The organism is Halorussus pelagicus (assembly GCF_004087835.1).
GTDB lineage: Archaea > Halobacteriota > Halobacteria > Halobacteriales > Haladaptataceae > Halorussus > Halorussus pelagicus.
The window spans coordinates 1,855,711-1,881,866 of the sequence record NZ_CP035119.1 but is presented as its reverse complement, the minus strand read 5'-3'; the positions used below and the strand labels follow the sequence as shown (position 1 = coordinate 1,881,866).

Annotated in this window: 28 protein-coding genes; 18 read left to right on the top strand and 10 right to left on the bottom strand. The window is 64.7% G+C overall.

The features are described from left to right. The first annotated feature begins 38 nt into the window (after positions 1 to 38). Positions 39 to 1,865: a UvrD-helicase domain-containing protein gene (locus EP007_RS09375; protein WP_128477405.1), complete on the top strand. Its 1,827-nt coding sequence runs from the start codon at positions 39 to 41 to the stop codon at positions 1,863 to 1,865. A gap of 279 nt (positions 1,866 to 2,144) precedes the next feature. Here EP007_RS09375 and EP007_RS09370 read toward each other — a convergent pair whose 3' ends face one another. Then, entirely contained in the window at positions 2,145 to 2,390 is a 246-nt protein-coding gene (locus EP007_RS09370; RefSeq protein WP_128477404.1) for a DUF7533 family protein, read from the bottom strand. Between the two features lie 131 nt (positions 2,391 to 2,521). Between EP007_RS09370 and EP007_RS09365 the strand changes: the two genes are divergently transcribed. Then, a complete protein-coding gene (locus tag EP007_RS09365; RefSeq protein WP_128477403.1) occupies positions 2,522 to 3,157 on the top strand; it encodes a riboflavin synthase in 636 nt (211 codons plus the stop codon). A 135-nt stretch (positions 3,158 to 3,292) separates the two neighbouring features. Here EP007_RS09365 and EP007_RS09360 read toward each other — a convergent pair whose 3' ends face one another. After that, on the bottom strand, positions 3,293 to 4,537 hold the full coding sequence (locus EP007_RS09360; RefSeq protein ID WP_128477402.1) for a PrsW family intramembrane metalloprotease: 1,245 nt from the start codon (positions 4,535 to 4,537) through the stop codon (positions 3,293 to 3,295). 163 nt (positions 4,538 to 4,700) lie between these two features. Here EP007_RS09360 and EP007_RS17435 point away from each other — a divergent pair, with 163 nt between their 5' ends. Both EP007_RS17435 and EP007_RS09355 read left to right on the top strand, forming a co-directional pair. After that, on the top strand, positions 4,701 to 4,856 hold the full coding sequence (locus tag EP007_RS17435) for a hypothetical protein (protein ID WP_166035514.1): 156 nt from the start codon (positions 4,701 to 4,703) through the stop codon (positions 4,854 to 4,856). Positions 4,857 to 5,091: 235 nt separating this feature from the next. Next, a complete protein-coding gene (locus EP007_RS09355) occupies positions 5,092 to 6,534 on the top strand; it encodes a DUF402 domain-containing protein (RefSeq protein ID WP_128477401.1) in 1,443 nt (480 codons plus the stop codon). A 22-nt stretch (positions 6,535 to 6,556) separates the two neighbouring features. Here EP007_RS09355 and EP007_RS09350 read toward each other — a convergent pair whose 3' ends face one another. Next, a complete protein-coding gene (locus tag EP007_RS09350; protein WP_128477400.1) occupies positions 6,557 to 6,913 on the bottom strand; it encodes a cell division protein SepF in 357 nt (118 codons plus the stop codon). Positions 6,914 to 7,058: 145 nt separating this feature from the next. Between EP007_RS09350 and EP007_RS09345 the strand changes: the two genes are divergently transcribed. The 3 genes from EP007_RS09345 (at position 7,059) to EP007_RS09335 (ending at position 11,412) form a co-directional block, all read left to right on the top strand. After that, positions 7,059 to 8,789, top strand: a complete 1,731-nt coding sequence (locus EP007_RS09345) for a S8 family peptidase (protein WP_128477399.1) — start codon at positions 7,059 to 7,061, stop codon at positions 8,787 to 8,789. A gap of 232 nt (positions 8,790 to 9,021) precedes the next feature. Further along, entirely contained in the window at positions 9,022 to 10,572 is a 1,551-nt protein-coding gene (locus tag EP007_RS09340; protein WP_243700356.1) for a S8 family peptidase, read from the top strand. Between the two features lie 81 nt (positions 10,573 to 10,653). Continuing rightward, a complete protein-coding gene (locus tag EP007_RS09335) occupies positions 10,654 to 11,412 on the top strand; it encodes a DUF1028 domain-containing protein (RefSeq protein ID WP_128477397.1) in 759 nt (252 codons plus the stop codon). Positions 11,413 to 11,507: 95 nt separating this feature from the next. Here EP007_RS09335 and EP007_RS09330 read toward each other — a convergent pair whose 3' ends face one another. Beyond that, positions 11,508 to 11,987, bottom strand: coding sequence for an RNA-binding protein (locus tag EP007_RS09330; RefSeq protein ID WP_128477396.1), 480 nt, complete (start codon positions 11,985 to 11,987; stop codon positions 11,508 to 11,510). A gap of 168 nt (positions 11,988 to 12,155) precedes the next feature. On the opposite strand from EP007_RS09330, the gene EP007_RS09325 reads away from it, so the two are divergent. Both EP007_RS09325 and ygfZ read left to right on the top strand, forming a co-directional pair. Next, positions 12,156 to 12,452, top strand: coding sequence for a DUF6432 family protein (locus EP007_RS09325; RefSeq protein WP_128477395.1), 297 nt, complete (start codon positions 12,156 to 12,158; stop codon positions 12,450 to 12,452). A gap of 133 nt (positions 12,453 to 12,585) precedes the next feature. Continuing rightward, a complete protein-coding gene (gene ygfZ / locus EP007_RS09320; RefSeq protein ID WP_128477394.1) occupies positions 12,586 to 13,722 on the top strand; it encodes a CAF17-like 4Fe-4S cluster assembly/insertion protein YgfZ in 1,137 nt (378 codons plus the stop codon). Between the two features lie 15 nt (positions 13,723 to 13,737). Here the strand turns inward: ygfZ and EP007_RS09315 are convergent, their stop codons facing one another. The 3 genes from EP007_RS09315 to EP007_RS09305 form a co-directional block, all read right to left on the bottom strand. After that, a complete protein-coding gene (locus EP007_RS09315) occupies positions 13,738 to 14,307 on the bottom strand; it encodes an LURP-one-related/scramblase family protein (RefSeq protein WP_128477393.1) in 570 nt (189 codons plus the stop codon). A 156-nt stretch (positions 14,308 to 14,463) separates the two neighbouring features. Beyond that, positions 14,464 to 15,438 (bottom strand): AI-2E family transporter, encoded by a 975-nt coding sequence (locus tag EP007_RS09310; protein ID WP_128477392.1) that lies wholly within the window; start codon positions 15,436 to 15,438, stop codon positions 14,464 to 14,466. A gap of 68 nt (positions 15,439 to 15,506) precedes the next feature. Further along, a complete protein-coding gene (locus EP007_RS09305; protein WP_128477391.1) occupies positions 15,507 to 16,277 on the bottom strand; it encodes an Lrp/AsnC family transcriptional regulator in 771 nt (256 codons plus the stop codon). Positions 16,278 to 16,461: 184 nt separating this feature from the next. Here EP007_RS09305 and EP007_RS09300 point away from each other — a divergent pair, with 184 nt between their 5' ends. Continuing rightward, positions 16,462 to 16,671: an HVO_0649 family zinc finger protein gene (locus EP007_RS09300; protein ID WP_128477390.1), complete on the top strand. Its 210-nt coding sequence runs from the start codon at positions 16,462 to 16,464 to the stop codon at positions 16,669 to 16,671. Positions 16,672 to 16,679: 8 nt separating this feature from the next. Here the strand turns inward: EP007_RS09300 and EP007_RS17430 are convergent, their stop codons facing one another. Further along, the gene (locus EP007_RS17430) at positions 16,680 to 16,850 is read right to left on the bottom strand and encodes a hypothetical protein (protein WP_166035512.1); all 171 of its coding nucleotides are present in this window, start codon (positions 16,848 to 16,850) and stop codon (positions 16,680 to 16,682) included. 191 nt (positions 16,851 to 17,041) lie between these two features. On the opposite strand from EP007_RS17430, the gene EP007_RS18250 reads away from it, so the two are divergent. The 6 genes from EP007_RS18250 (at position 17,042) to EP007_RS09275 (ending at position 23,230) form a co-directional block, all read left to right on the top strand. Then, a complete protein-coding gene (locus tag EP007_RS18250; RefSeq protein WP_368408072.1) occupies positions 17,042 to 17,287 on the top strand; it encodes an NAD-binding protein in 246 nt (81 codons plus the stop codon). Beyond that, positions 17,284 to 17,646 carry a hypothetical protein gene (locus tag EP007_RS18245; protein WP_368408071.1) on the top strand — a complete coding sequence of 121 codons (363 nt, stop codon included), beginning with the start codon at positions 17,284 to 17,286 and terminating at the stop codon, positions 17,644 to 17,646. Before EP007_RS18250 ends, EP007_RS18245 begins: the two co-directional genes overlap by 4 nt. Positions 17,647 to 17,770: 124 nt before the next feature. Further along, positions 17,771 to 20,722: an excinuclease ABC subunit UvrA gene (uvrA, locus tag EP007_RS09290; protein ID WP_128477389.1), complete on the top strand. Its 2,952-nt coding sequence runs from the start codon at positions 17,771 to 17,773 to the stop codon at positions 20,720 to 20,722. A 208-nt stretch (positions 20,723 to 20,930) separates the two neighbouring features. Next, positions 20,931 to 21,485, top strand: coding sequence for a DUF7344 domain-containing protein (locus EP007_RS09285; protein WP_128477388.1), 555 nt, complete (start codon positions 20,931 to 20,933; stop codon positions 21,483 to 21,485). A gap of 150 nt (positions 21,486 to 21,635) precedes the next feature. After that, positions 21,636 to 22,727: a geranylgeranyl reductase family protein gene (locus EP007_RS09280; protein WP_128477387.1), complete on the top strand. Its 1,092-nt coding sequence runs from the start codon at positions 21,636 to 21,638 to the stop codon at positions 22,725 to 22,727. Between the two features lie 71 nt (positions 22,728 to 22,798). Beyond that, on the top strand, positions 22,799 to 23,230 hold the full coding sequence (locus EP007_RS09275) for a CBS domain-containing protein (RefSeq protein WP_128478550.1): 432 nt from the start codon (positions 22,799 to 22,801) through the stop codon (positions 23,228 to 23,230). 12 nt (positions 23,231 to 23,242) lie between these two features. Here the strand turns inward: EP007_RS09275 and EP007_RS09270 are convergent, their stop codons facing one another. Further along, entirely contained in the window at positions 23,243 to 23,983 is a 741-nt protein-coding gene (locus EP007_RS09270; RefSeq protein WP_128477386.1) for an SDR family NAD(P)-dependent oxidoreductase, read from the bottom strand. 148 nt (positions 23,984 to 24,131) lie between these two features. On the opposite strand from EP007_RS09270, the gene EP007_RS09265 reads away from it, so the two are divergent. Beyond that, a complete protein-coding gene (locus EP007_RS09265) occupies positions 24,132 to 24,581 on the top strand; it encodes a universal stress protein (protein WP_128477385.1) in 450 nt (149 codons plus the stop codon). A 32-nt stretch (positions 24,582 to 24,613) separates the two neighbouring features. Here the strand turns inward: EP007_RS09265 and EP007_RS09260 are convergent, their stop codons facing one another. Further along, a complete protein-coding gene (locus tag EP007_RS09260) occupies positions 24,614 to 25,018 on the bottom strand; it encodes a hypothetical protein (RefSeq protein WP_128477384.1) in 405 nt (134 codons plus the stop codon). A gap of 128 nt (positions 25,019 to 25,146) precedes the next feature. On the opposite strand from EP007_RS09260, the gene EP007_RS09255 reads away from it, so the two are divergent. Next, positions 25,147 to 26,124, top strand: a complete 978-nt coding sequence (locus EP007_RS09255; RefSeq protein ID WP_128477383.1) for an ROK family protein — start codon at positions 25,147 to 25,149, stop codon at positions 26,122 to 26,124. Positions 26,125 to 26,156: the final 32 nt, after the last annotated feature.

Sequence of the window (26,156 nt, the reverse complement as noted above, 5' to 3'; positions counted from 1 at the left end):
CGTCCCTTTATGAGTACGGGGGACATGGGATTGTGGTAATGAGTCAAGAAACGGAGGAGCGAGTGACCCGTCTGTTCGGTGGGCCGGGTAGTGGGAAGACCACCGAACTGCTCGACAGGGTCGAAGCGCTCCTCGACCAAGACGGCGTCGGCGTCAACGATATTCTGCTGGTCTCGTACACGCGCGCGGCCGCCAACGAGGTTCGAGAGCGTCTCGCCGAGCGCCGCGACCTCAACCCCCGTTCGCTTCAGGGGTCGGTCTGCACGATGCACGCGAAAGCCTACGAACTGCTGGACCTCTCCCGAAACGACGTGGTCGGCGAGTCCGACAAAAAGGAGTTCTGTGAGGACTTCGGCATCGAGTTCGAAGACGAGTACAGCGGCGCGGGCCGTCGAACCGCGCGCTCGACCACGCTCGGCAACAAGATTATCGCCACGAGCCAGTGGCTTCAGCGGACCCGCCGCGACGTGTCCGACTGGTACGACGTGCCCTTCCAGTGGAACGACGAGGAGGTCCGCCTGCCGCCAGAGATAGACGAGAACGCCCAAGAGGGGAACAAGTACACGCCGACGTGGCCCAGCGACGACGACCGACTCGACGTTCCCGAGGCCATCCGCGGGTGGCGAAATCACAAGGGCGAGAACGACCTGGTCGGGTTCGCAGACATGCTTCAGCGCGTGCGCCAGCGGTCGCTCCTCCCGAACGTCGAGTATCTGGTCATCGACGAGTTTCAGGACATCACCAGCCTCCAGTACGACGTGTACGAGGAGTGGAAACCCCACATGGAGCAGGTCCTCATCGCGGGCGACGACGATCAGGTCGTCTACGCGTGGCAGGGTGCCGACCCCGGCCTGCTCCTCGAAGAGGGCGGTAACGACGTGATTTTGGACACCTCCCACCGACTCCCCTCCGAGATTCTACGCGTCGTCCAACAGGAGGTCCACCACATCGACAAGCGCCAAGAGAAGAACCTCTCGCCGCGCAAGCAGGGTGGCACCGTCGAGCAGGTCGATAGCCCCTCGATGCTCGAACTCGTCCGGAACGTCCGGTACACCATCGAGGAACACGACGGCACCCTCATGTTGCTGTTCCGGGCGCGCTACCAGATGTTCCGGTTCATCGACGAGTTCATCGACGAGGGCATCCCGTTCAAGTGCCTGACCGACCAGCGGATGTGGACCGACCGCCTCCAGCAGTACGTGGGCGCGGTCGAAAACATCGACGCCGAGAAGCCGATTACGGGCCTGCAGGCCCGACGACTGGCCGACATGCTTCAGGACTCGGCGTTCGGCACCAACGAGCGCGACGACCTCTTCGACGCCATCGACGAGCGCAAGGAGGAGGCCGACACCGACGACCTCGCGGAGATAGAGGTCGAACCCGAGTTCGTGACCGACTTCGCGCCGTTCATGCCCGGCCCGGCCTCCGCGGCCGACATGGTCCGGAAGGTCACGAGTTTCCAGAAGAACTCGATGCGGGCCTACTTCGGCGGCGACTACGAGGACATGCCTGCCGACCGCGTCCGCATCGGCACTATCCACTCCGCGAAGGGCCGCGAGGCCGACCACGTCTTCGTCGGCACGGACCTGACCGAGAAGGTGGTCGAGCAGATGGCCGCAACCGTGGACGGTCCCGTTGACGGCGAGGAGTTCACTTCCACGACCGACCCTGTGCCGACCCTGACCGACAACGAGCGCCGCGTCTTCTACGTCGGCATGTCCCGCGCCCGCGAGCGACTGGTCGTCATGGAGAATCTGGTCGGCGGCGCGCCGACGCTTCCCATCGACGTGTTGCTCTACAACGAGCGCAACGACAAGGGCATCCCGGACGTACTCGAAGAGGTCGAAGAGCCGCCCGCACAGTGAGAGAGGTCCGAACTAACGGGGGGATTCGGGCAACTTCGAGAAGGACTGCCAGTTTTATTCGGGGAGATACTCGCGCAGACACTCCGACGAACAGAAGATATGCTGTGGGATGGGGTCGGAACCGGACTGATGGTGGTGAACCTCGAAGTGTTCGGTCGTTCTATCGACTCGGCGTTGACAGTGAACACAGCGGATAATACGTGGTAGCAAGCCAACAGAATAACCGCCGTGAGCGAAATCGCGCTCCGAGTGCTCCCCGAAGCCGCGCGCCGCGGCGTCTCACTCCTCGTCGTCGGGCGTCTTTGCGACTTTGCCGAGGGTCTTCTGGGCGACGGTGCCCGGAACGTCGGTCGGTGTCGTCAGATACTCCTCCAGCACGACCATCATGACCGCCACGACGACGAACCCGCCGCCGAGGAGCGTATCGCCGTCGAGCAGGAACTGGACGCCGAGCAGGCCGACCGGAAGCGCGAACACGAGGGTCGCGGCGAGTTGGAGCGTGCCGATGATGCCCGGTTTGTTCATCACGTAGCGCTTTCGCGCGCGCCGTCAAAAAGCCCGCGGGGACGCTGCGACAAACGGCACCGCGAGAATATCGAGGCGCGATACTCTCGACTCCGGAATCCTTTTCATCCGACCGGACCCACAAATTCGATATGTTTACCGGAATCGTTGAGGAAGCTGGCGAAATCGAGGACGTGACAGTGACCGACGAGGGGCGTCGGCTTCGCATCGCGGGCGAGGAAGTGACGGGCGACCTCGACCGAGGCCAGAGCGTCAGCGTCAGCGGGGTCTGTCTCACCGTCGAGGAGTTCGGCGACGACTGGTTCGAGGTGTTCCTCGCCAGCGAAACCGTCAACAAGACCTACCTCGGCAAAGTCGAGGCGGGCGACCCCGTGAACCTCGAACGCGCGATGCCCGCCGACGGGCGCTTCGACGGCCACGTCGTGCAGGGCCACGTCGATACGACCGCGGAAGTCGTGGACGTGCGCGAAGTGGGCGAGGATTGGGAGTACGAGTTCGCCATTCCCGAAGGCTTCGGCAAGTACGTCGTGGACAAGGGGTCGGTCACGGTGGACGGCATCAGCCTCACTGTCGCCGAGCGCGGCGAAAACAGCTTCTCGGTCGCAATCATCCCCGAGACCCGGACGATTACGAACCTCTCGGCGAAGTCCGTGGGCGACTCGGTTCACCTCGAAGTGGACGTGATTGCGAAGTACGCCGAGCGCCTACTCGACGACGCCGGGTTCGAGACGCGAGAGACCGATATTCTCGGCGCGACGGAGCGCTAAAAATCGGAATCGAGAGGCGTTCAGCAGGAGTTTCGCGGATACGTTGGGCAGGATTTTCGCGGATACGTTGGGCAGGAGTTTCGCGGATGCGTTGGGCAGAACTCTCGCGGCGTCGGATTTCTGGCGCGCGAGGAACTACTTCGACTCGTCTTCTGCGGGCCACGACTCGGGGCTATTCCGGTCGGGTCGCTGGCTCTCGGCGAGTTCGCTTTCGGTGCGGTCGTCACTGTCCGGGCCGTCCCTGTCCGAGTCGGCTTCGGCAGGGGCGTCGCCGACTCGCTCGCGGTCGGCACGCCGACGCTCGGAGGCCGCTTGGGAGGTTTCGAAGTCGCCGACGCCGTCGGTCGATTCCTCGAAGTCGGCGCGCTCCCGGCCGACGCGGTCGTTCTCGAAGGTGACGCTCGTGCCCATATCGACCTGCCGGTAGGCGTTGCGGTAGCGCGAAATCTTCCGGTAGAGCAGGTAGCCGAACACGCCGTCGTAGACCGCGACGAACCCGAGGAACGCGACGCCCGGCCCGATAGAGAGACCGGCGAACTGGATGATGTCGGAGAGATACGTCACCAGCGAGTTGTACGTCGCGTGGATGAACCCCGCGATGAGTAGGCCCTTGACCACGATGGGACCCGCGTTCTCGCGGTTGAACTTCGCCAGTCCGAGGTAGTAGCCCGCAAACGCCGAGTAGATGACGTGGCCCGGTCCCGCGAGCAGGCGGGCCGCGGCGGTCTGGCCTGCCGTGGCGATTTGCTGAGAGCCGATAGTGGCGGTTTCGGTGATGCCCTGCGTGATGTAGATGGCGTTCTCGATGGTGGCGAACCCGAGACCAGCCATCGCGCCGTACACCGCGCCGTCGATGACCGCGTCGAAGCGGTCGCTCCGGAAGGCGTAGAGGCGGATGGCGAGCCACTTTACCAGTTCCTCGACGGGCGCGACGACCAGATAGAAAAACGCCAGCATGGTGACGGCGGGCGCTATCGGAAGCTGATTGAGCGCGAGACTCGCGCCCGTGTTGACAATGCCAGCGAAGCCAGCGAACAGCACGCCGAGCAGGAACGTGCCGACCAGCAGCGAGAGCGGTTCGGAGGTCGTCACGTCGGCGTACCAGATGTACGCGGCCAGACCGAACGCCGGGACGACCGACATGAGGACGAAGGCACCGATAATGGGGTCGCCGATAGCCGCCAGTCCGGTCAGTGCGAACTGGACGGCGAGGATGGCGAGCGCGAGGACGACGACGAAAGCCTGCCCGAGCCGCCGCGTCGCGGTGTAGATGCCACCCGAGAGCTTGTCCAGCCAACTTCTCCGTTCCCACGTAGCGATGTCGTAGAGATCTGCCGAATCGGTCGAACCTTCCTCTATCGGGTCGCGTGGAGCGTCCATCGCCGGGACCTACGAACCCCACTCTCAATTATCTGGCTCCGCCGCGACCTTTCACACCTTAATCGTGATTATATAACATTAACACTCGCAGGAGAAACCTTATGAATGAGAATCGGCCTTTGATTTCAACACGATGAGCTACCGAAGTAACAGCCGAGGTATCATGTACACAGCCCCGCCAAGCGGAGACAACGACGACCAGAGCGAGGAGACGACCGAGACCGAAGCTCCCGACGCGGAGCGCGAGACCCAGAGTCTCGAATCGACGGCCGCGACGACCGACGCCAACTGGACCGGCACCGTCCCGGCCGACGACTGAGACCAACCCGCGAACCACCGCCGCCCGTCACCCGCCGACCACTGCCGCCCGCAACTGGTCGCTTGCCGACCACTGCCGCGTACACTACCGACCACTGCCGCGCACACTACCGACCACCGCTCACCCCGGCGCTCGCTCGAATCGCTAAACCGAAGGGTCCGCCGCCCGAGCCTTCGGCCATGAACGTAGCGCGCGCCGCCGACCGACCCCCGATTCTTCCGCCCCACGAATCATTATGAGTAGGCTTCGGATTCGCGGTATCTACACCACCGCACTGACCGAACGCTTCCGCGAGGAGTTCGATGTCGTACAGGCCTCGCCGCCCATCCGGCGGCGCTTCGACGCCGAGTTTGCCGCCAAGGAGTACGACGCCAGCGTCGAGACCACCGACGACCGACAGGGCGCGGGCGTCGTTGGCGACCCCGAGACAGTTGAGCGAGTCGCCGACGACCTCGCGTCGCTCGGCGTGGATACCTTCCGGTGGACCGACCCCGCCCCGCGCGGGACCGTCTTCGACGCCGTCGTGACCGACACGCTCGGCGGCGGCGCGGTCGTGGACCTCGGCGACCGGGAGGGCTACCTTTCGTTCGGGAGAGTGGACCGCCGAATCGATGAGGGCGACCGCGTCCGGGTGCAGGTTCACGACCCCGCGCCGCCGTGGGCCGACCACCGGCCGGTTCTCGGCGCGGAGTTACAGGCGTTCGGCGGCGTCGTCAGCCTCTCGACCGGCGTCGATAAAATCGTCGCCTCGGGCGACGAGGCGACCCGGACGGAACTCGCGCGGACGACCGAGATGCTTCCGACCGAGGTGCCCGACGACTGGGGCGTCCGCTGGGAGTACGCCGCCGAGGACGCCGGGATGGACGCGATGAGCGACGCGCTCGGTCGGGCCGTCGAGCGCGCCGAGACCATCGACGCCGGACTCGCTGACGCGCCCGACTCGACGTCGGACGGGAGTCGCGCCGACCTCCCCAGAAAACTCGCCGCGCCCGAGGCGACGACGTGGTGTTGGTTCGGCCGAGAGTCCCGGTTCGCGCTCGACGCCGAGCGCCGCGACGTGACGACCACGATGCCGGGCCACCACCGCGTGAAGGCCGCCCGCGAGTCGGCCAGCGCCGCCGTGGACTTCGTGGAGGACCTCTGGACGGAGACCGACGCACTTGGCGACGACGACGAGTTCCCCACGGGCGCGGCGCTCCGACAGTTCGGTCCCGCCGCGGGCGACCGAATCGAGATTCGACACGGCAAGCCCGACGGCCGATGCTTCTCGCTCGGTCGCGGGGAAGTCACGGCCTGCTCTCCGGACGAGGGGAAGGTCACGGTGCGCAGGAAGATGACGGGCGGGGGCACCTACGACGCGCTCGGCACGTCCCGCGAGTCGGGCGACGCGGCGATCACGAAGTTCCGAGAGGGTCGCTGGTGGTACCCGACGGTCTACCGGAGCGAGGAGGGCGAGTCGAAGGGCACCTACGTCAACGTCTGCACGCCCGTCGAGTTGTTCCCCGAGGCCGCGCGCTACGTGGACCTCCACGTAGACGTGGTGAAGTTCCCGGACGGGACCGTCGAGCGCGTGGACGACGACGAACTGGACGCCGCGGTCGAGACCGGAGAGATCGCCGCTCCGCTCGCCGAAAAAGCCCGGAGCGTCGCCGGAAGCGTCGAACGCGCGCTGAAGTAGACGGAGAAATTGGGGCGAGACCTTAGCGGGTCAGTTTCTCCCGACTGACCTTCACGCCGGTCGGGGTCACGAGAATCTGGTCGTCGCCCTTCTGGACGATGTCGCCGTCCACCTCGCGGGCGACCTGCTGGAGTTCGTTCGTGATGCGCTCTACGGTGGTGTCCTCGGTCCGAAGTCGGGTGATGTCCGCGACCACGAGGTCGCCGTCGTAGATGGCGTCCTTGATAGCGATTACGTCCTGTTGGCCCTGAATCTCGGCGATGTGGACCTGCATCGCGGCGTCGCCGGACGCAGTGTCGAAATCGTCGAGATTGAGTTCCACGTAGTCCTCGGCCGTATGTGCGTCCCTGTCGCCGAGGATTTTGCTCATGAAGCCCATAGGGGTATGGGCCGAGCGAAACCGTATAGTTCTTACGTCAGACAAACCCTCAACTTCGACGTATTAATCTATTGAAACCGATGGCCCAAATAAGTTATTTTATTAACAGAAAGTATTAAATTACGTGCTTGGTATTGTGTACCAGATGGCTGATACTGACAATGGTGTTTCGCGGCGAAACGTACTGAAAATCGCGGGCGGGTCGATGGCGGCGACCGGACTAGCCGGACTCGCAGGAGCGAAGGGGCAGGTCGAGGTCAACGTCGGGTTCAAGTCCGAGCGCGGGCGACAGGTCGCGCTCAGTCAGGCCGACGAGACCGTACGGAACTTCAACTCGCTCAGCATCGTGACCGCCAAGATGCCCGCACAGGCGGCCAAGGGTCTCCGGAAGAACCCGAACATCCGCTACGTGGAGATGAACGGTACGGTCCACGCCCACGCCCAGACTCTCCCGTGGGGTATCGACCGCGTGGACGCCGACGTAGCTCACAGCAACGGCGAGACCGGCAACGGTGCTGACATCGCCATCCTCGACACTGGTATCGACTCCGACCACCCCGACCTGCAAGCGAATCTCGGCGCGGGCAAAGACTTCAGCGGGAAGGGAACGTGGGAGGATGGCGACGGTCACGGCACCCACTGCGCCGGTATCGCCAACGCCGTTAACAACTCCGAAGGCGTCGTCGGCGTCTCCACCGAAGCCACGCTCCACGCTGGCAAGGTGCTGGGCGACGACGGAAGCGGTTCGTTCGCCGACGTTGCGGCGGGCATCGAGTGGGCCGCAGACCAAGGCTACGACGTTGCCAGCCTCAGCCTCGGCGCGAGTTCGGGCACGACCGCACTGAAGGACGCGATTGACTACGCGCACAACAACGGCGTCCTCGTGGTCTCGTCGGCCGGAAACTCCGGACCCTGTACCGATTGTGTGGGCTACCCCGCGGCGTACAGCAACGCGCTGGCGGTCTCCTCGACCGACGAGGACGACTCGCTGTCGAGTTTCTCCTCCACGGGGTCGGAAATCGAACTCGCCGCGCCCGGCGGAAGCATCTACTCGACGTACACGGGCGGCGGCTACAGCACGCTCTCGGGCACGTCGATGTCCTGCCCACACGTCTCAGGCGCGGCCGCCCAGTTGATGGCGAACGGTGCAAGCAACACCGAGGCCCGACAGACGCTCAAGAACACCGCCGAAGATATCGGTCTCGGTAGTAACGAACAGGGTGCCGGTCTCCTCGACGTGGAAGCGGCACTCGGTGGTGGCGGTGGCGGCAGCGACCCGAGTCTCGCGGTCTCGACGGGGAGCGCCTCGAACGTCGGCACGTCGTCCGCCACGCTGAGCGGCGACCTCACTGACCTCGGCGGGGCGTCCTCCGTTGACGTGTACTTCGAGTACGGCGAGAGCGGGACGACCCTCGACAGCACGACCGCCACCCAGACGCTCTCGACGGCCGGGAGCTTCAGCGCGGACGTGTCGAATCTGAACGGCAACACGGACTACGACTTCCGCGCGGTCGCCGAGGCCAGCGACGGAGATACCGACGCCGGGAGTGCCGTCACCTTCACGACGAGCGGGTCCGGCGGAACCACCGGACCGGCCGTTGACTCGCTCAGCGTCAACAACCGGAGCAACGGCGGCTGGGCGCGCTTCGAGGTTAGCTGGAGCGTCTCGGACGCCGACGGCGACCTCTCGTCGGTTGCCCTCGCACTCGCCCAGTCCTCGACCGTTGACTCCTCGACCACGTCGGTCAGCGGGTCCAGCGCGTCCGGGTCCGACCGGCTACAGGAGAAGAAGGGAAGCGGAAGCTACGACGTGACGGTCACCGTCACCGACTCGAACGGCAACACTGCCAGCCAGACGACGACCGTCTCGGCCTGAGAGAGAGAGAGAGAGTTGCCGAGCCGTTTTCGTTGGTGCGGGTCGTTTCGGCGACGTGGACACGCGTCGATTTTTCCCCAGTTGTAGCAAATCGTCAGTGGCGAGTGGTAGCGGTATATTTAGAGTGGTTAGACTCTAGATTTATTTTATTTTCTATAGAAATTATTAAATGGTTTCACCACAGTTAATTTAGTGCATGTCAAACAATGACAATGGTGTGTCGAGGCGTAACGTGCTCAAGGTAGCTGGCGGGTCGCTGGCCGCGACCGGAGTGGCCGGACTAGCGGGTGCGAAAGGGACCGTCGAGGTCAACGTCGGTTTCCGCGGCGGTCAGGGCCGCAGTGCCGTCGCAACCGCCGCGAGCAACGTCGTTCGGAAGTTCAACTCGCTCGACATCATGACGGTCAAGATGAACGCGAAGGCCGCGAAGGCACTGGCGCGTCGCCAGAACATCCGCTACGTGGAGAAGAACGGTACAGTCCACGCTCACGCCCAGACTCTCCCGTGGGGTATCGACCGCGTGGACGCCGACGTAGCTCACAGCAACGGCGAGACCGGCAACGGTGCCGACATCGCCATCCTCGACACCGGTATCGACTCCGACCATCCCGACCTACAAGCGAACCTCGGCACCGGCAAGGACTTCTCGGGCAAGGGAACGTGGGAGGACGGTGACGGACACGGGACTCACTGTGCCGGTATCGCCAACGCCGTCAACAACTCCGAAGGCGTCGTCGGCGTCTCCACCGAAGCCACGCTCCACGCTGGCAAGGTGCTGGGCGACGACGGAAGCGGTTCGTTCGCCGACGTTGCGGCGGGCATCGAGTGGGCCGCCGACCAAGGCTACGACGTTGCCAGCCTCAGTCTCGGCGCGAGTTCCGGAACCTCCACGCTGAAGGACGCGATTGACTACGCGCACAACAACGGCGTTCTCGTGGTCTCGTCAGCCGGGAACTCCGGCCCGTGTTCGGACTGTGTGGGCTACCCCGCGGCGTACAGCAACGCGCTGGCGGTCTCTTCGACCGATGAGGACGACTCGTTGTCGAGTTTCTCCTCGACAGGGTCGCAGATCGAACTCGCCGCACCCGGCGGGAGCGTCTACTCGACGTACACCAACGGTGGCTACAGCACGCTCTCGGGCACGTCGATGTCTTGCCCGCACGTCTCGGGCGCGGCCGCACAACTGATGGCCAACGGCGCGAGCAACACCGAGGCCCGGCAGACGCTCAAAAACACCGCCGAAGATATCGGTCTCACCAGCAACGAGCAGGGTGCCGGTCTCCTCGACGTTGAGGCCGCGCTCAACGGCGACGGCGGCGGTGGCGGTGGTGGCGGCGACTGCCTCGACGCCACGCTGTGGCCATCGGGAACCGGCTCCAGCGGTGCCGAGAACATCGACAACGTCGCCCTCGGCGGACAGGTCTCGAAGAGTTCGGCCGCCAACGCCTACGAGGACTTCACCTGCTCGGGTCCCCTCACGGTCAGCGCGGGCGACTCGTTCGAGATTTCGTTCGACTACTCGGACGGAGGCTTCGACAGCCACTACGCCAACGTCTACGTGGACTGGGACCAGAACAACGACTGGTCGAGCGCGAGCGAGACAATCATCATGGAGAACGTCAGCGACGACACCAGCACGTACACCGCGACGGTCAACGTGCCCAGCGACGCCGCGACCGGCGAGACCCTCGTTCGGGTCCGCCTCGGCTGGAACGACTTCGACACCGCGGACGCCACGGGCGCGTACGGTGAAGTCAACGACTTCGCCGTCGAAGTCCAGTAACGCGGCGACTTCCCAATCGAACACCAGTCGCGCGACGACCGAGACGCCTCACTTTTTGCCGCGTCGGTCCTTGGTTGGAGTATGACCTTCAGCATCTGCGTCCGCGAGGAGTACGAGGACAGCGACGGCGACCCCCAGACCAGATTCGGCGTCGCGGTGACGACGCGCCTGCCGGGAGTCGGGACGCTCTGTCCGTTCGCCAGCGAGAACGGTGCAGTGGCGACCCAGAGCCTCGTCAACGTCGAGTTGGGCCGCAAGGGAATCGAGTATCTTGACGACGGTCTCGCGGTTGAGGACGCACTGCAAGCCCTGCTCGACGCCGACGACGGCGCGGCCCAGCGCCAACTCCACGGCGTCGATTCGGACGGCACCTTCGCGTTCTCGGGCGCGGAGTGCAAGGACTGGTACGGCCACGTCGAGGGCGAGGGCTACACGGTCGCCGGAAACCTACTGACCGGCGAGTCGGTCGTAGAGGCGACCGCCGACGCCTACGAGGCCGCTCGCGGCGAGGACCGACCGCTCGCCGAGCGACTGATAGACGCGCTCGAAGCGGGCCACGCGGAGGGCGGCGACAAGCGCGAGGAGTTGCACGTCCAGAGCGCGGCGCTCCTCGTGGAATCGACCGAGGACCGCGAGATGGAACCGTACTACGACGACCTGCGCGTGGACGCGACCGAGACGCCCATCGCGGACCTCCGGGAGACCTACGAACTGGCCGAAGAGGGCTTCGAGATGGCCGTCGAGCGATACGAAGAGACCTACGAGGACGACGAGATGGAGTCGGCGAGCGACGGCGACGGGATGGACAAATCGGCCGACGACGGCGAGAGCGGCGAGTGACTCCCTGACGCGGTTCGTCGTTCGGCGTTTCGGTCGATTTTTTCACGGACGGAAATTCGGCGCCGACGAATTCCCGAGCGCCGGAAACGGTCGTATTAGACGATGAACTCGTACAGTTCGTCGCCGACGTGGTGGACCGACGAGACGACCTTCCCCTCGTCGCCCACCATGTCGTCGCCGTCGGTCTGGGCGCGGCCGATTGCCAGCACCTTGCCGTGAGACTCCTCGGCGATGGCAACGAGGTCGCCCGCGGCAACTTCGTCGTCGGTCTCCACGATGCCGGGCCGCATCACGTCCGCGCCGTCGCTAACGAACGAGACCGCGCCCGCGTCCACGGTGACGACGCGAGTCTGTGGCTCGTAGCTGTTGGCCCCGCGGACGGTCAGGAACGGTTCGTCCTCGAAGTAGAGGACGGCGGGTTCGCCGTCCACGAGGACGAGGTCGAACTCCGAGTCCTCCAGTTCCACGAGTTCGTAGCTGTCGGCGTTCAACTCGACGCCGAGTCGGTCTGCGAGTCGCTGTTCTATCTCCCGCACCTCGTCGCTCCGGAGGTGGTGGCGAGACTTGATTTCCATACACCACCCTGCGTCGCTTCGGGGCTTAATACTCCCGCCTTCAGTCGAACGACCGACGACGGGTTCGACGCTCCGCGGCGGGTCGGACGGTCCCGGCGAGTCGGACGAGCGCGCAACTCGACCCGGTTTTCAGATAAAGGTAAAAACCCTCCGGTCATACTGTCGCGTATGAAGGCAAAGCGGGAGTACCGAAACCGCGAGGAGGTCGAGGTTGCGGTACTCGACGCGCTCGTTGACCGGAACGACGACGGGATGACGGTCTTCGAAATCCGCTCGCACGTCGAGACCGACATCGACGACTTGGAGACCGCGCTCGCCAACCTCAAGGAGGACGGTCTCATTGCGGCCAACGAGGGCGACCACCGGACGCTCATCACGCCCGACGACCGAGTGATTCCGGACCCCGAAGAGGATGCGGAGGAGCCGTCGTTCGTGGACCAGATTATCGAGCGTTTGCCGCTTTGAAGCGCGTTCATCGGCGAGTCCGGACGCGAGTCACGGCGTTCCCAACCCGTCCAGCATCCGTTACCGCGGGCCTCACGTCTCCATCCCGAATTCCGACCCTTTAATCCCGTTCGTCACCGACTCCGACGTAGAGATGACTGTCATCGAGGACGAGCAGGCCGACCTCGGGGCGGAGTGGACCGCGGTGGGCGACCGGGAGATTCCCGCCGACTACGGGCGACCCGACCGCGCGCACGCCGCGGTCCGGAACGTCGTCGGCGTCACCGAGATGCCCTACGGCGTGGTCACGGTCGGCGGCGACGACCGCGTGGAGTACGTCGATAACGTGGTGTCGAACGACGTGCCGACCGAGAACGGACAGGGAGTGTACGCGCTCTTGCTCGACCCGCAGGGCGGCATCGAGTTGGACATGTACGTCTACAACGCGGGCGAGCAACTCCTGCTGTTCGTTCCGCCGGGCGTGGCCGCGGCCCTCGCCGACGAGTGGCGCGAGAAGGTGTTCATTCAGGACGTAGAGATTTCGGTCGCCAGCGACGACTTCGCGGTGTTCGGCGTCCACGGCCCGAAGGCCACCGAGAAGATAGCGAGCGTCCTCAACGGCGCATCCTCGCCCGCGGGACATCTCTCGTTCGTCCGCGGGCGAATCGCCTCGGTCGGCGTCACCGTGATTCGGACCGACGCGCTGACCGGCGACGAGGGCTTCGAGGTGGTCTGTACCACCGGTGCGACCGTCAATGAGACCGGCGACGAGCGCGAGAACGCCGAACTCGTCTTCGACACGCTCCTGAACCAAGGGCTGAACGCCGCGCCGTTCGGCAGGAAGACGTGGGAGTCGCTGACGCTGGAGGCCGGGACGCCGTTGTTCGAGTCGGAACTCGATGGTCGCATCCCGAACGTCGTCGGTCTCCGGAACGCGGTGGACTTCGACAAAGGATGTTTCGTCGGCCAAGAGGTCGTCTCGCGCGTCGAGAACCGCGGCCGACCGAGCCAGCGACTTGTCGGCCTGCGCCCCGAGGTAGTTCCCGACTCGGGCGCGGCCGTCTTTTCGGGCGACGAAGCGGTCGGTGAGGTGACGCGAGCGGTCGAGAGTCCGACCGCCGGGGAACCCATCGCGTTCGCCGTGGTGGACTTCGAGGTCGGAGAAGTAGACGATGGGGAACCGGGCGACGACCTGACGGTTCGGGTCGAGGGCGAGGAAGTCCCGGCGGAAATCGCCGACCTGCCGTTCGTCGAGGGAAGCGACCGCTCGGCGCGAGCGCCGGAGTATTGACTCGGTGAGGAGCCGTCAGTTCCCTTCGATGGCGTCCACGACCATCGCGGCCGCAACGACGGCCTCCTTGGGCACGTCGCTGTCGTCATCGATGGTCACGTCGTAGGTGTCCTTGAGCGAGAACTTGCCGTCTATCGTGCCAACGTGGTCGCCGTCGGCGTCAGTGATTTCGTAGGCGTGAGGAATGAGTCCCGCGACGCCGATGAAGTGACGGAGAACTGAGACGAGGGTACTCTGAGACTCGATTTCGGCGATGAGCGCCTCCGTGTCGGGGTCCCGAATCTTCCACTGGTCGGTGAAGATGGAGTAGTTTTCGTCAAGGACGACGACCGGTTCGTCGGTCTTGTCGTCGGTCAGCGTGTAGTCGCCCGCGATGTCGAGGATACCGCCAGCTTTGACCGTGAAGGCGGGGTTTCCGTCGCCATCGGTGAACGGGAACTCCTCTTTCATCTTGAGCATCTTCTGTTTGCCGCGCAGGACGACGTTCCCGTCGGCGTCGGTCGCTTTGTACTTGTTGCGAATCAGCGACTGAACGACGGTGTACTCGTCGTCGGTCAAATCGAGGGCGGCGATGTCCGTCACCATAGCCCGGATTTGTCGGTTCTTATTTAAATAATTACGTGAAGTTGTCGCAGAGATACGGACTCCGAGTCGAAAGTTTCGACCGGCCGCGGGCGTCGGTCCGCCGAGCGACTGCCGAACGGTTACTTCTGGACGGGTTTCGACGGCGGGGACATCCGCTCACACGTACTCGTCGGCGACTACGGCGACGATGGTCTTTGTGAACCCCAACACGATGGGACCGACGAAGATGCCCGTGAACCCGAAAACGACCAGTCCGCCGAAGATGCCGATGACGAGGATGGCGGGGTTCAGGTCGGCGCTCCGACCGCCGAGGACCGGCCGGAGATAGTTGTCGGTGAGGTTGATGACGCCGAATCCGTAGACGAGCAGGGCCGCGCCGCCGAGCGGTCGCCCGGTTACGAGCAACAGGAGCGCGGCCGGAATCCAGATGAACATTGACCCGACGAACGGGAGCAAGCCGAGGACGACCGCGAACACCGTCCAAAAGAGGACGTTCGAGAAACCGAGGACCAGCAGGCCGAGTCCGGTTAGAATCGCTTGCACGAGTGCAATGACTCCCTGCGTGATGAGGACCGCGTAGGTCAGGCGGTCGAGGTCAGCCAGAAGCGTCTCCTGTACGTCCCTCGGGAGCGGCGTCACCTCCCGGAACCACGCGACCACTTCCTCGCCGCCGACCAGCAGGTAGTAGAGCAGAAAGCCAAGAATCGTCACGCCGACCGCGGCGGTCGAGGCCCCGCCGACCACGCCGACCGACTGCTCGAACACCCGGCCCGCGCCCGACTGCACCGCCGAAACGATGTCCTGCCCGAGGTCGCTGGCCAGAAACTCCTCCAGCAGTCCCACGTCAATTTCGCCGGACTGGACGCGCTCTGCAACCTCGACGGCCTGCTGAACGACCACCTGCGCCATCAGCACGAACGGCAGGACGAACAGCACGGTAGCCCCGGCCATCAGGACGACCGCGGCTTTCCGCGGGCCGATACGGGGCGCGAGTCGGCGCTGAAGGGGGAAGAGTGCGTAGGCCAGAAACACCGCGAGCGCGACGTAGGTGAAAAACGGCCAGACCACGAGTAGCGAAGCGTAGAGCGCGACCGCGAGCAGGGCGAGCGCAAACGCCTTTTCGCCGTCCATGAAGACGTGTGCGAGAGCCGAGACGAAAAGCGCCCCGGCGGGGAGCGGCCCTCAGTCGGGTCGGTCGCTCACTCGTCGCCGTCGGCGACGCGGTCGCTCGTCGGGGTCTCGAAGGCTTCGACGGTTCCGTCCGGAACCGACTCCGGCGCGAACAGCGTGACCACGTCACCCGCTTCGACCACCGTGTCGCCCCGCGGGGTCAGCACGGCGTCGCCGCGCTCGATGCTGATGACCAGCGAGTCGCCATCGATGACGCCCGATTCGTTGGCGGCTTCGAGCGTCTGGCCGGTGATGGCGGCGTCTTCGGGGACCGTGAACTCGATGACCTCGGCCCCTCCGGCCAAGTTCTGCACGTCCGCGAACGACTTGCTCGGTTCGTCCTCCGCACCGAAGGGGTGGTAGGGGTGAAACAGTTCCTCCTGAACGATGTCTTCGCGTTCAAGATCGAGACCGAGGTTCGAGAGTTCCCGCGCGATGCGGGTCACGTCGTCGGTGTTCGTGCCGACCGCGGTCACGACGAGGTTTTCGCGCCCGGCCATCAGTTTCCGGACGTTCACCACGCCAGAGACCTGTAGCGCGGCCTGCGCGAGTCGATGGCGGTCGGCGACCGGCGCAGTGCAAGTGAACTGGTTGACGATGCGCCCATCGGTCCGCTCGTAGTCGATATCGGCGTGATAGCCCTCGATAATCCCGGCGTCCTCCATCTGCCGGATGCGGTGGCGAATCGTTGCGGAGGTCACGTCCACCTTCTCGGCGATGGTGGGTGCCGAGGTGTTCCGCGCGTCGGCCGCCAGATGGTAGAGGATGCGCTTGTCTATCTCGTCGATTCGATAACTCATACCCGTCTGTACTCTCGGAATCGATAAAAACTCCGTCTTTCCGCATCATTTCGGGCGCCGGGGAGAGGCAGAAGTGGCAAAAAATGAAAACCACTTCTGATACGAAAGCAGAATTCGGTTTTAGATACCGAAAGCGAAATTCTAAGCATTAGATTTATTTGCTCCCGACTCATTTGTCTTTTCCATGTCGCACCGAAACGACGTTGGTTCGACGGCATTCGACCGAATGGCATCCCACATGGACCGCGAAGACCTCGACTGTCCGAAGTGTGGCCACGAGGACGAGGGCGGACACTGGCGAGTTCGAACCTCCGGCCGACAGGTCCGCTACACCCACGTCTGTCCGAGTTGCGGGGCCATCAGGAAGCGGACGTACAATCTCGACGACGAGTGACCGGACTCTCAGTCCATGACGGGACCCATGAGGTCCCAGCGCAACGTCGGTTCCGCGTCCGGTTCGACCGGCGGGCGCACGCGAACTCGATAGAGATACGGCCCGTGCGGGCAGTTTTCGCACCCCTCCGCGCAGGGTTGTTCCTTGACGACCTCCGTGTAGCCATCAACCTCGCGCACGTCAAGAATCCGCTCGCCCGGTCTTGCCTCAACTAAACTCGCGGCCGTCGGGGACCTCCGAAGGCGGGTCCGGCCGGTTCTCCTCGGAACTGTCGTCTCCTCGTACTGTGTTAGCTATTCGAAAATATTTGCGACTATATCTATCGATTCGAAAGATATAAATTTATATTTTAGCGTTTATTGAATCTGTTATGCACATCATCGTCGTCGGAGCCAGTGACATCGGCTCGCAACTGCTTGACCACACGACGCAGGAAGGCCACAACGTCGTCGTGGTGGAGAAAGACGACGCCACCACGGAGCGGGCGGCCCAGAACCACGACTGTCTCGTCATGACCGCCGACGCCACCGTAATGGAGACGCTTGAGGAGACGGGTGCCGCGCAGGCCGACGCCATCGTCAGTACCACCGAGTCGGACGCGACCAACGTGATGTGATGTTGCTCGCCGAGCAGTTCGAAATTCCCTCGCAGGTGTCGGTCGTCCACAATCCCGAACACAAGCGACTGTTCCGCGAGTTGAGCGTCAATGTCCTCGAAAATCCCGAAAACCTCATTGCCGAGTACCTCTATCGGGCGGTCCAGCGGCCCTCTATCGAGGACTTCATGCATCTGGCAGACGGCGCGGAGATATTCGAGATTACGGTCGGACGGGACACTCCCATCGCGGGCCGGACGCTCGCCGGAGCGACCGACGCTGACGTACTTCCCGAAGGGGTACTGACCGTCTTCTCGAAGCGCGGGTTCGACCCGAGCGTCGTGGAGGTGTTCTCGGAGGAAGCGACTCGACGGCCGTGAGTCAGAAGCGCACCGACGCCGACTTTCCGATTACAGTCCGGTTAAGTGCCCGCAATCCCTGTTACCTGTTGATGAACGAGACGGCACAGCGCACGGAAAAACAGTCTCTCGGGACGCGAAAACGATGAGCAAAGAGTACATCGACGTGAAGGGCGCGGAGGAACACAACCTCAAGGACCTCGACATCTCCATTCCGCGCGAGCAGTTCAACGTGGTGACGGGGCTGTCGGGTTCGGGGAAGTCGTCGCTCGCGTTCGAGACGGTCTACGCCGAGGGCCAGCGCCGGTACATCGAGAGCCTGTCGGCGTACGCCCGCAACTTCCTCGGGCAGATGGACAAGCCGCAGGTCGAGAACGTCGAAGGACTCTCGCCAGCCATCTCCATCGACCAGAAGAACGCCGCGAACAACCCCCGCTCGACGGTCGGGACCGTCACGGAACTCCACGACTACTTCCGCCTGCTGTACGCCCGCATCGGGACGCCCCACTGCCCGGAGTGTGGCCGCGAGGTGGGCGAGCAGAGCGCCCAGAACATGGTCCGGCGCGTCCTCGAACTCCCCGAGGGCACCAAGGCGAAAATCGCGGCCCCCGTGGTCCGCGACCAGAAGGGTGCCTTCGAGGACCTGTTCGACGAGTTGGTCTCGGAGGGGTACTCGCGGGTCGAGGTGGACGGCGAAGAGTTCGATCTCACACTCGACCGACCGGACCTCGACAAGAACTACGACCACGACATCGACGTTATCGTGGACCGAGTGACCGTCTCGCCGGAAGCGCGGAGTCGAATCACCGACAGCGTCGAGACCGCCTTGGAGGAGACCGACGGCGCTCTCAAGGTCGTCCTCCCGGACCCGCCCGCGGAGGCCGCCGAAGACCTCGGCGGTGCCACCGCGCGCTCGACCGGGGACTTGGCGGGAGAGACCGACGACCGCCTCGTCGTGGAGTTCTCCGAGGAGTTGGCCTGCACGCACTGTGGCATCGACTTCCGGGAAATCGAGACGCGAAGCTTCTCGTTCAACAGTCCCCACGGCGCGTGCCCGGAGTGTGAGGGCATCGGCGAAACCAAGGAGGTAGACGAGGAGTTGGTGGTCCAAGACGCCTCGAAACCGCTCAAGAACGTCTTCGAGCCGTGGAGCTACAACCGGACGTACTACCGGCGACAGCTCGACAACGTGGCCGACCACTTCGGCGTGAGCGTGAACACGCCCTTCGAGGACCTGCCCGAGGACGTGCAAGAGGCGTTCGTCTGGGGGACTGACGAGACGGTCCACTTCGAGTGGACGACCAAGAACGGCACCCGCGAGAAGGACGAGCGCTTCGAGGGCGTCATCCCGAACCTCGAACGCCGCTACGTCGAGACCGATTCCGATAGCACCCGCGACCACATCGAGGAGTACATGGCGGTCACGGAGTGCCCCGAGTGTGAGGGGACCCGACTCAACGACCAGAGCCGGTCGGTGTACGTGGACGGCACCTCCATCACGGCGGTCAACGAGATGTCCATCGGCGACGCGCTGGTCCACTTCGAGGGACTGGAGGCGGAACTCAACGAGCGCGAGACCAAGATTGCCGAGGAGATTCTGAAGGAGATTCGCGCCCGTCTGGGCTTCATGGAGGAAGTCGGGTTGGAGTACCTGACGCTGGACCGCGAGGCATCGACGCTCTCGGGCGGCGAGAGCCAGCGGATTCGACTCGCCACCCAAATCGGCTCGGGACTCGTCGGCGTCCTCTACGTGCTTGACGAACCGTCCATCGGACTCCACCAGCGCGACAACGACCGACTGCTCAACACGCTCAAGGAACTGCGCGACTTGGGGAACACGCTCCTCGTGGTCGAACACGACGAGGAGACGATGCGCCAAGCCGACAACGTCATCGACATGGGTCCCGGTCCGGGCAAGCGCGGCGGCGAAGTCGTCGCGCAGGGCACCACCGAGGAGATAGAGACCTGCGAGGAGTCCGTCACGGGCGACTACCTCGCCGGGCGCAAGCGGATTCCCGTGCCCGACGAGCGCCGCGAGAGCGACGACTCACTGACCGTCGTGGGCGCGCGCCAGCACAACCTCAAGGACCTCGACGTAGCACTCCCGGTCGGCCAGTTCACCGCGATTACCGGCGTTTCGGGGTCCGGCAAGTCCACCCTGATGCACGACATCCTCTACAAGGGGCTGGCCCGCGAGATGAACGACAACACCTCCGTGGACCCCGGCGACCACGACGCCATCGAGGGGATAGAGAATGTCGAGAAGGTGCGACTCATCGACCAGTCGCCCATCGGGCGGACCCCGCGGTCGAACCCCGCGACCTATACCGGCGTCTTCGACTACATCCGCGAACTGTTCGCCGAGACGAAGCTCTCGAAACAGCGCGGCTACGAGAAAGGACGGTTCTCGTTCAACGTGAAGGGCGGCCGGTGCGAGGAGTGTGGCGGACAGGGCACCGTGAAAATCGAGATGAACTTCCTCTCGGACGTGTACGTCCCCTGCGAAGAGTGCGACGGCGCGCGCTACAACGACGAGACGCTGGACGTGACTTACAAGGGCGCAACCATCGCGGACGTGCTGGAGATGTCCGTCGAGGAGGCCTACGACTTCTTCGAACACGACCAGCGCATCGCGCGCAGACTCGGCCTGCTGAAAGACGTTGGTCTCGACTACATGAACCTCGGTCAGCCCTCCACGACGCTCTCGGGCGGGGAAGCCCAGCGCGTCAAGTTGTCCGAGGAGTTAGGGAAGAAAGACACCGGCGACACGCTCTACCTGCTTGACGAACCGACCACGGGTCTCCACAAGGCCGACGAGCGAAAGCTCATCGAGGTCCTGCAACGACTCACCGACAAGGGCAACACCGTCGCCGTCATCGAACACGAACTCGACCTCGTGAAGAACGCCGACCACGTCGTGGACCTCGGTCCGGAGGGCGGCGAGAACGGCGGCGAGGTCGTCGCTTCCGGAACTCCCGAGGAAGTGGCCCGCAACGACGACTCACACACCGGACGCTACCTCCGGGACCTGCTTCCCGACGTTGACATCGACGGCCCGCGGGCCGACCGCCGCGCCGCACCGGCGACCGACGACTGAATACTCTTCAGTATTTCCCGTTACTGGTCGGATAGTACCACATTAACTCGGGGAATAGACGTATTACCGCGGATTCCTGACAATTATATTATGTGCGTGGAGGGCTAAGGACTGGATAACAAAGTGTGGTCCGGGTGAAACTGGCGTACCGTGATGGGATGGGTGGCGGTGGCACCGGCGCAACAAGCGATTGAGCGATTTCCGTAGCATGAGCTCGGCTGACAACTCACCGGAACAAGAAACACTGTCCGAAGACCTCATCTTCGACGTGTTGAAGAACCGGCGGCGACGGTACACGCTTCATTACCTCAAGCAGCAGGACCGTCCGGTCGAGCTGAGCGAACTCGCCGAGCAGGTCGCGGCGTGGGAGAACGACACGACCGTCGAGGGCCTGTCGGCCAACGAGCGCAAGTCCGTCTACACGTCGCTGTACCAGACGCATCTCCCGAAACTTGCGGACGCTGGCATCGTCGATTACAACCAGAACCGCGGGGTCGTCGAACTGTCGGGGAACGCGGCCCAGTTGGAGGGATACCTCCGACCGCAGGACGAGTTTCCGTGGATTCGGTACTACCTCGGACTCGCGGTCGTGAGCGCGATTCTCGTTCTCGGAGACTTGCTGGGACTCCCGCCGTTCGAGGCGATTCCCGACGAAATCTGGGGCGTCCTCATCGTCGCGGCGTTCGCGCTCTCGGCGGCGACCCATTACGTGCGACGGCGGCAACTCGCTCAGCAGGAGGCACCGCCGAACGTCGAGGGGTAGGTGGCGCGCTCGACCGTAGACGGCGTGCCGAGGGGCGGCGGAGCGCCGAACGGGAGTAACGCGTCAAGCGGAAAGCGGAACGCCGGGTGCCACGGACGAACCGCGCGTAGAGCGGTGAATACTTGGGCCACAGGGTAGTACGCCCGAGCGATGTACGACTTCGTAGTCGTCGGGGCGGGTCCGGCCGGGTCCCGATTCTCCCGGCGCGCGGCCGAACGAGGGTACGACGTGCTGGCGCTCGAACGCGGAGCGGTGGGCGAACCGCTGGCCTGTTCGGGCCACGTCAGCACCGACATCTGGGAGTTCGCGCCCGAAGGCGCGCGCGAAGAACTTCTCCAGAACGAGGTGTACGGCGCGCGCTTTCACGTCGGCGGTCCCGGAAGCGACGACTACCCCTTCTACAAGCGCGAGGTCGTCTCGAACGTCATCGACCGCGTGGGTCTCGACCGACTGCTCGCGGAGGCCGCCCGCGATGCGGGTGCGGACCTCCGGGAGAACCACAGCGTCTCGGCCGTCGAGGAACACCGCGACCACGTCGAGGTCACGGCCAGCACGCCCGACGGCACCGAGACGTTCGAGGCCCGGATGGTCGCCGGATGCGACGGGCCGGTCTCGCGCGTGCGCTCGGAACTCGGCCTGCCCGAACCGGGCGAAAAGTTACAAGGAGTCCTCGCGTTCTCCGAGGAGGACGACCCCGGCGACTACGTTGACGTTCACCTGACCGCGCCGCGATTCTTTGCGTGGCGCATCCCGCGGGGCGACGCGGGCGTCGAGTACGGACTGGCGGCCCCGCCGGGGTCCGAACCGTCGGCCAACGACCTCTTCGAGGAGTTCACCGCGGACTACAACGTGGAGACCGCGGAGTTCTGCGCGGGCATGATTCCGGTCGGTCCCCCGGAGAGGGTGACGAGTCGCCGCGGGTTCCTCGTCGGCGACGCGGCGGCCCAGACCAAGCCGTTCACCGGCGGCGGCATCCTCTACGGGATGACCGCCGCGAGTCACGCCGCGAAGGTCATCGACCCCGAGCGACCGGGGACTCTCGCGGACTACGAGGACGCGTGGCGCGAGGACTTGAGCAGAGAAATCGAGTTGGGCCACTGGATTCGGAAGTGTTACTCGTTCCCCGAGCGCGTCCAGAAGGTCGGACTGTCGGCGTTTTCGGGCGAAATCGGCGTCCACATGGACAAGCCGACCTCGTTCTTCTCGACGGAGCATCTGAAGACGTTGCTGTCGAGTTCGTAGACGCGGCGCGTTCGGACCCAAACAAAGTCGTACCTTCCGCCTCATCGTTCGGTATGCTCGTTCGAGACGCCATGACGACCGACGTAGTCACCGTCGCGGCCGACGCCTCGCTCCACGAGGCGGTCGGCCGGATGCTCCACGAAGGCGTCGGAAGCGCCGTCGTCACGCGCGAAGGGACTCCGGCAGGCATCGTGACCGAGACCGACGCACTGAAAGCGGGGTATCTCGCAGAGCGGCCGTTTGCCGAGATTCCGGTCTCGAAGGTCGCCAGCGGGTCGCTCGTCACCGTCTCGCCTGACGCGACGGTTCGCAAGGCGGTCCAGAAGATGCACGACGCCGACGTGAAGAAACTCCCCGTCGTCGATTCAATGGAGATGGTCGGCATCCTCACGATGACCGACGTGGTGCGCGAGCAGGAGGCGCTGATAGACGAGGCTCACCGACTGGAGGAGGGTCGGCAGGGGTGGTCCGCCGAGGGGGAGTCGTGGTCCGCAGAACGCTGAACTCCCGGACAGTCACACTTCCTCGGGTAACCACCCACCATCCACCTCGATATTTTCGCCGCTGATGTAGTCGCTGTCTTCCTCCAAGAAGAACAGCATCGACTGCTCGATATCCTCGAAGTCGGCGGGGCGTCCCCGCGGCAGGTCCTCGGGGAACTCGTCGGAGTTCTCGACCACGTAGGGCGACACCGCGTTCACCGTGATTCCCTCGTGCTGGGTGTCGTTGGCGAGCATCCGGGTGAACATCAACACGCCCTGCTTGGCGATGAAGTACGGCGCGTTCTTCGGGTTGATCATCCCCTTCTCGGAACTGGCGTAGCCGACGTTCACGATGCGGCCCCACGACGACTCGCGCATCGCGGGGAGCGCGCGCTTACAGCAGAGGTACGTCCCGTTGACGTTGGCCTGTAGCACGGTGTTCCATTTCTCGAAGGAGATGTCCTCCCAGTGGTCGGGCGCGAACGGACCGACGTTGTTCACCAGCACGTCCACACCGTCGAGGCGGTCCTCGATTGCGTCGAACATCGCGTCCACGTCGTCGGGGTCAGCCACGTCTGCCTGTACAGTCGTCGCGTCCGGGGCACCGCGCTCGCGCGCGGCGTCGGCCACTTCCTCTGCGGCCGCCGCGCTGGAGCGGTAGTGGACCGCCACCGACGCGCCGCAGTCCGCCAAGGCGAGCAGTAGCTCTCGGCCGACGCCCTTCGCGCTTCCCGTCACGAGCGCGGTCCGTCCGGTCAGGTCGGGTCGAATCACGGACGGACGTTCGGCGTCGTCGTATTTCCGTGTTGAGGCTTCGCGTCGAGTTGCGCCCGACCGCTCGCGCGACCCCCGGAGGGACCGAGACGACGCGAAAACGGCCACGGACACACATCATTAATATCCGGAAGGTAGACCTGCCGGTATGGCACTACGCAGTATCCTACTGGCGGTCGGACCGGGCGACGCCGACCGCACCGAGGAACTGGCCCGAGCGGTCGCCGACATCGCGGCACCGACCGGCGCGCAGGTCGTGTTGGGACACGTCTTCACCGACGAGGAGTTCGACGGCGTCGTGAGCCAACTCGACTACGACCCGTCGGGCGAAATCGACCCCGACGAAGTGGCCGCGCGGCACGCGACCGTCCGGGACCTCACCGACGCCTTCGACGAGGCAGGCGTCGAGTACAGCGTCCGCGGGCGAATCGGCGCGCACGGCGAGACTATCGTGGACCTCGCCAACGAGGTCAACGCCGACCGCGTGGTCGTCGGCGGCCGCAAGCGCTCGCCCACCGGGAAGGCCGTCTTCGGTAGTACGGCCCAAGAGGTCATGCTCAGCGCGCCGTGTCCGGTGACGTTCGTCCGCGGGGGCTGAGTTCGCTGATTCGGTTCCGAGGACCGCCACGCTCACTTTTCAGCGCGCCCCTTCCACTCGCGTTCCTGTCGGCGCTCGGCGACGTGGCGCTCACCGTCGGCGACCGACTCGCGGGCGTCCGCGCCGAACGACTCGCTGTCGGCCAGCGGGCCGTCCTGAAACGTCTCCAGTAGGTCGTAGGTCCACCTGTCGCCGACCGCGCCGCGGGGGAGCAGGTCGTCCCGCAGACGGTCGGCGAAGTCGTCGTAGCCCGCCTCGCGCAGGCCCTCTTCGGCGTCCGCGAAGTGGTCCATCGCGTGGCCCGTCGCGTGGTGGAACTGGACGAGGTGGCCGTGCGCGCGGTGCAACCACTCGACGCCGAGTTCGACCTCGTGGAGCGCATCGACTTCCGCGTCCGAGAGGTCTCCGCCCGGCCGGTCGTCGCCGTCGGAATCCATGACAACTAGTAGCACGCGTCGGGAGTTAGGTCTGTCGCCCGGACATCCGGAATGCGCCACGAGATGACATACTCGTCGGCGAGTAAATGCTTGTAGTTAAGTGCGGCCGGACCGTCCTACCGGGGTGAATGGCGCACTATGCGGGCGTTGACCTCGGTGCGACGAACGTCAGGGCGGCAGTCGCCGACGACGAGGGGGACGTGGTGAGCGTCCACCGCGCGAACACCCCCAACGGTCCCACGGGCATCGCGGTCACGGAGGCCGTCTTGGAGTGTCTCCGTGAAGCCTGCGAGGCCGCCGGTATCGACCCGTCCGAGCTTCTGGCCGCGGGCATCGGTTCCATCGGACCGCTGGATCTGGCGGAGGGTGCAATCGATAATCCGGCGAACCTCCCGGACACTATCGACCGCATCCCGCTGACCGGTCCCGTCGGACAACTCATCGACAGCGACAGCGTCTACCTCCACAACGACACCATCGCGGGCGTCATCGGAGAGCGATACTACAGCGACCGCAACCCCGACGACATGGTGTATCTGACCATCTCGTCGGGCATCGGCGCGGGAATCTGCGTGGACGGGGAAGTCCTCTCGGGGTGGGACGGCAACGCGGGCGAGGTCGGCCACATGGTCGTGGACCCGCGGGGCCGACGCACCTGCGGGTGCGGCCGCGAGGGTCACTGGGAGGCGTACTGCTCGGGCAACAACATCCCCGAGTACGCCAAACTGCTCGCGGAGGACACGGGCAGTCTCGACACGGACCTACCACTCTCGGACCCCGACTTCTCGGCGGTGGACGTGTTCGCGGCGGCGGGCGAGGACGAGTTCGCCGACCACGTCATCGACCAAGTGGCCCACTGGAACGCCATCGGCGTGGCCAACGTCGTGCAGGCGTACGCGCCGCTGGCAGTCTACGTCGGCGGCGCGGTCGCGCTGAAAAACGAGTCGCTGGTCGTTGACCCCATCCGCGAGCGAATCGGCGACCTCGTGTTCAACAACGTCCCCGACGTGCAGTTGACGAACCTCGGCGACGACGTGGTGCTGAAGGGAGCCATCGCTAGCGCGCTGACAGGTGGGACGGGCGATAAGACGAGTTCGGTCGCGTAGGCCGCGTTCGCCCTCCCTTTTATCCTTCTGTA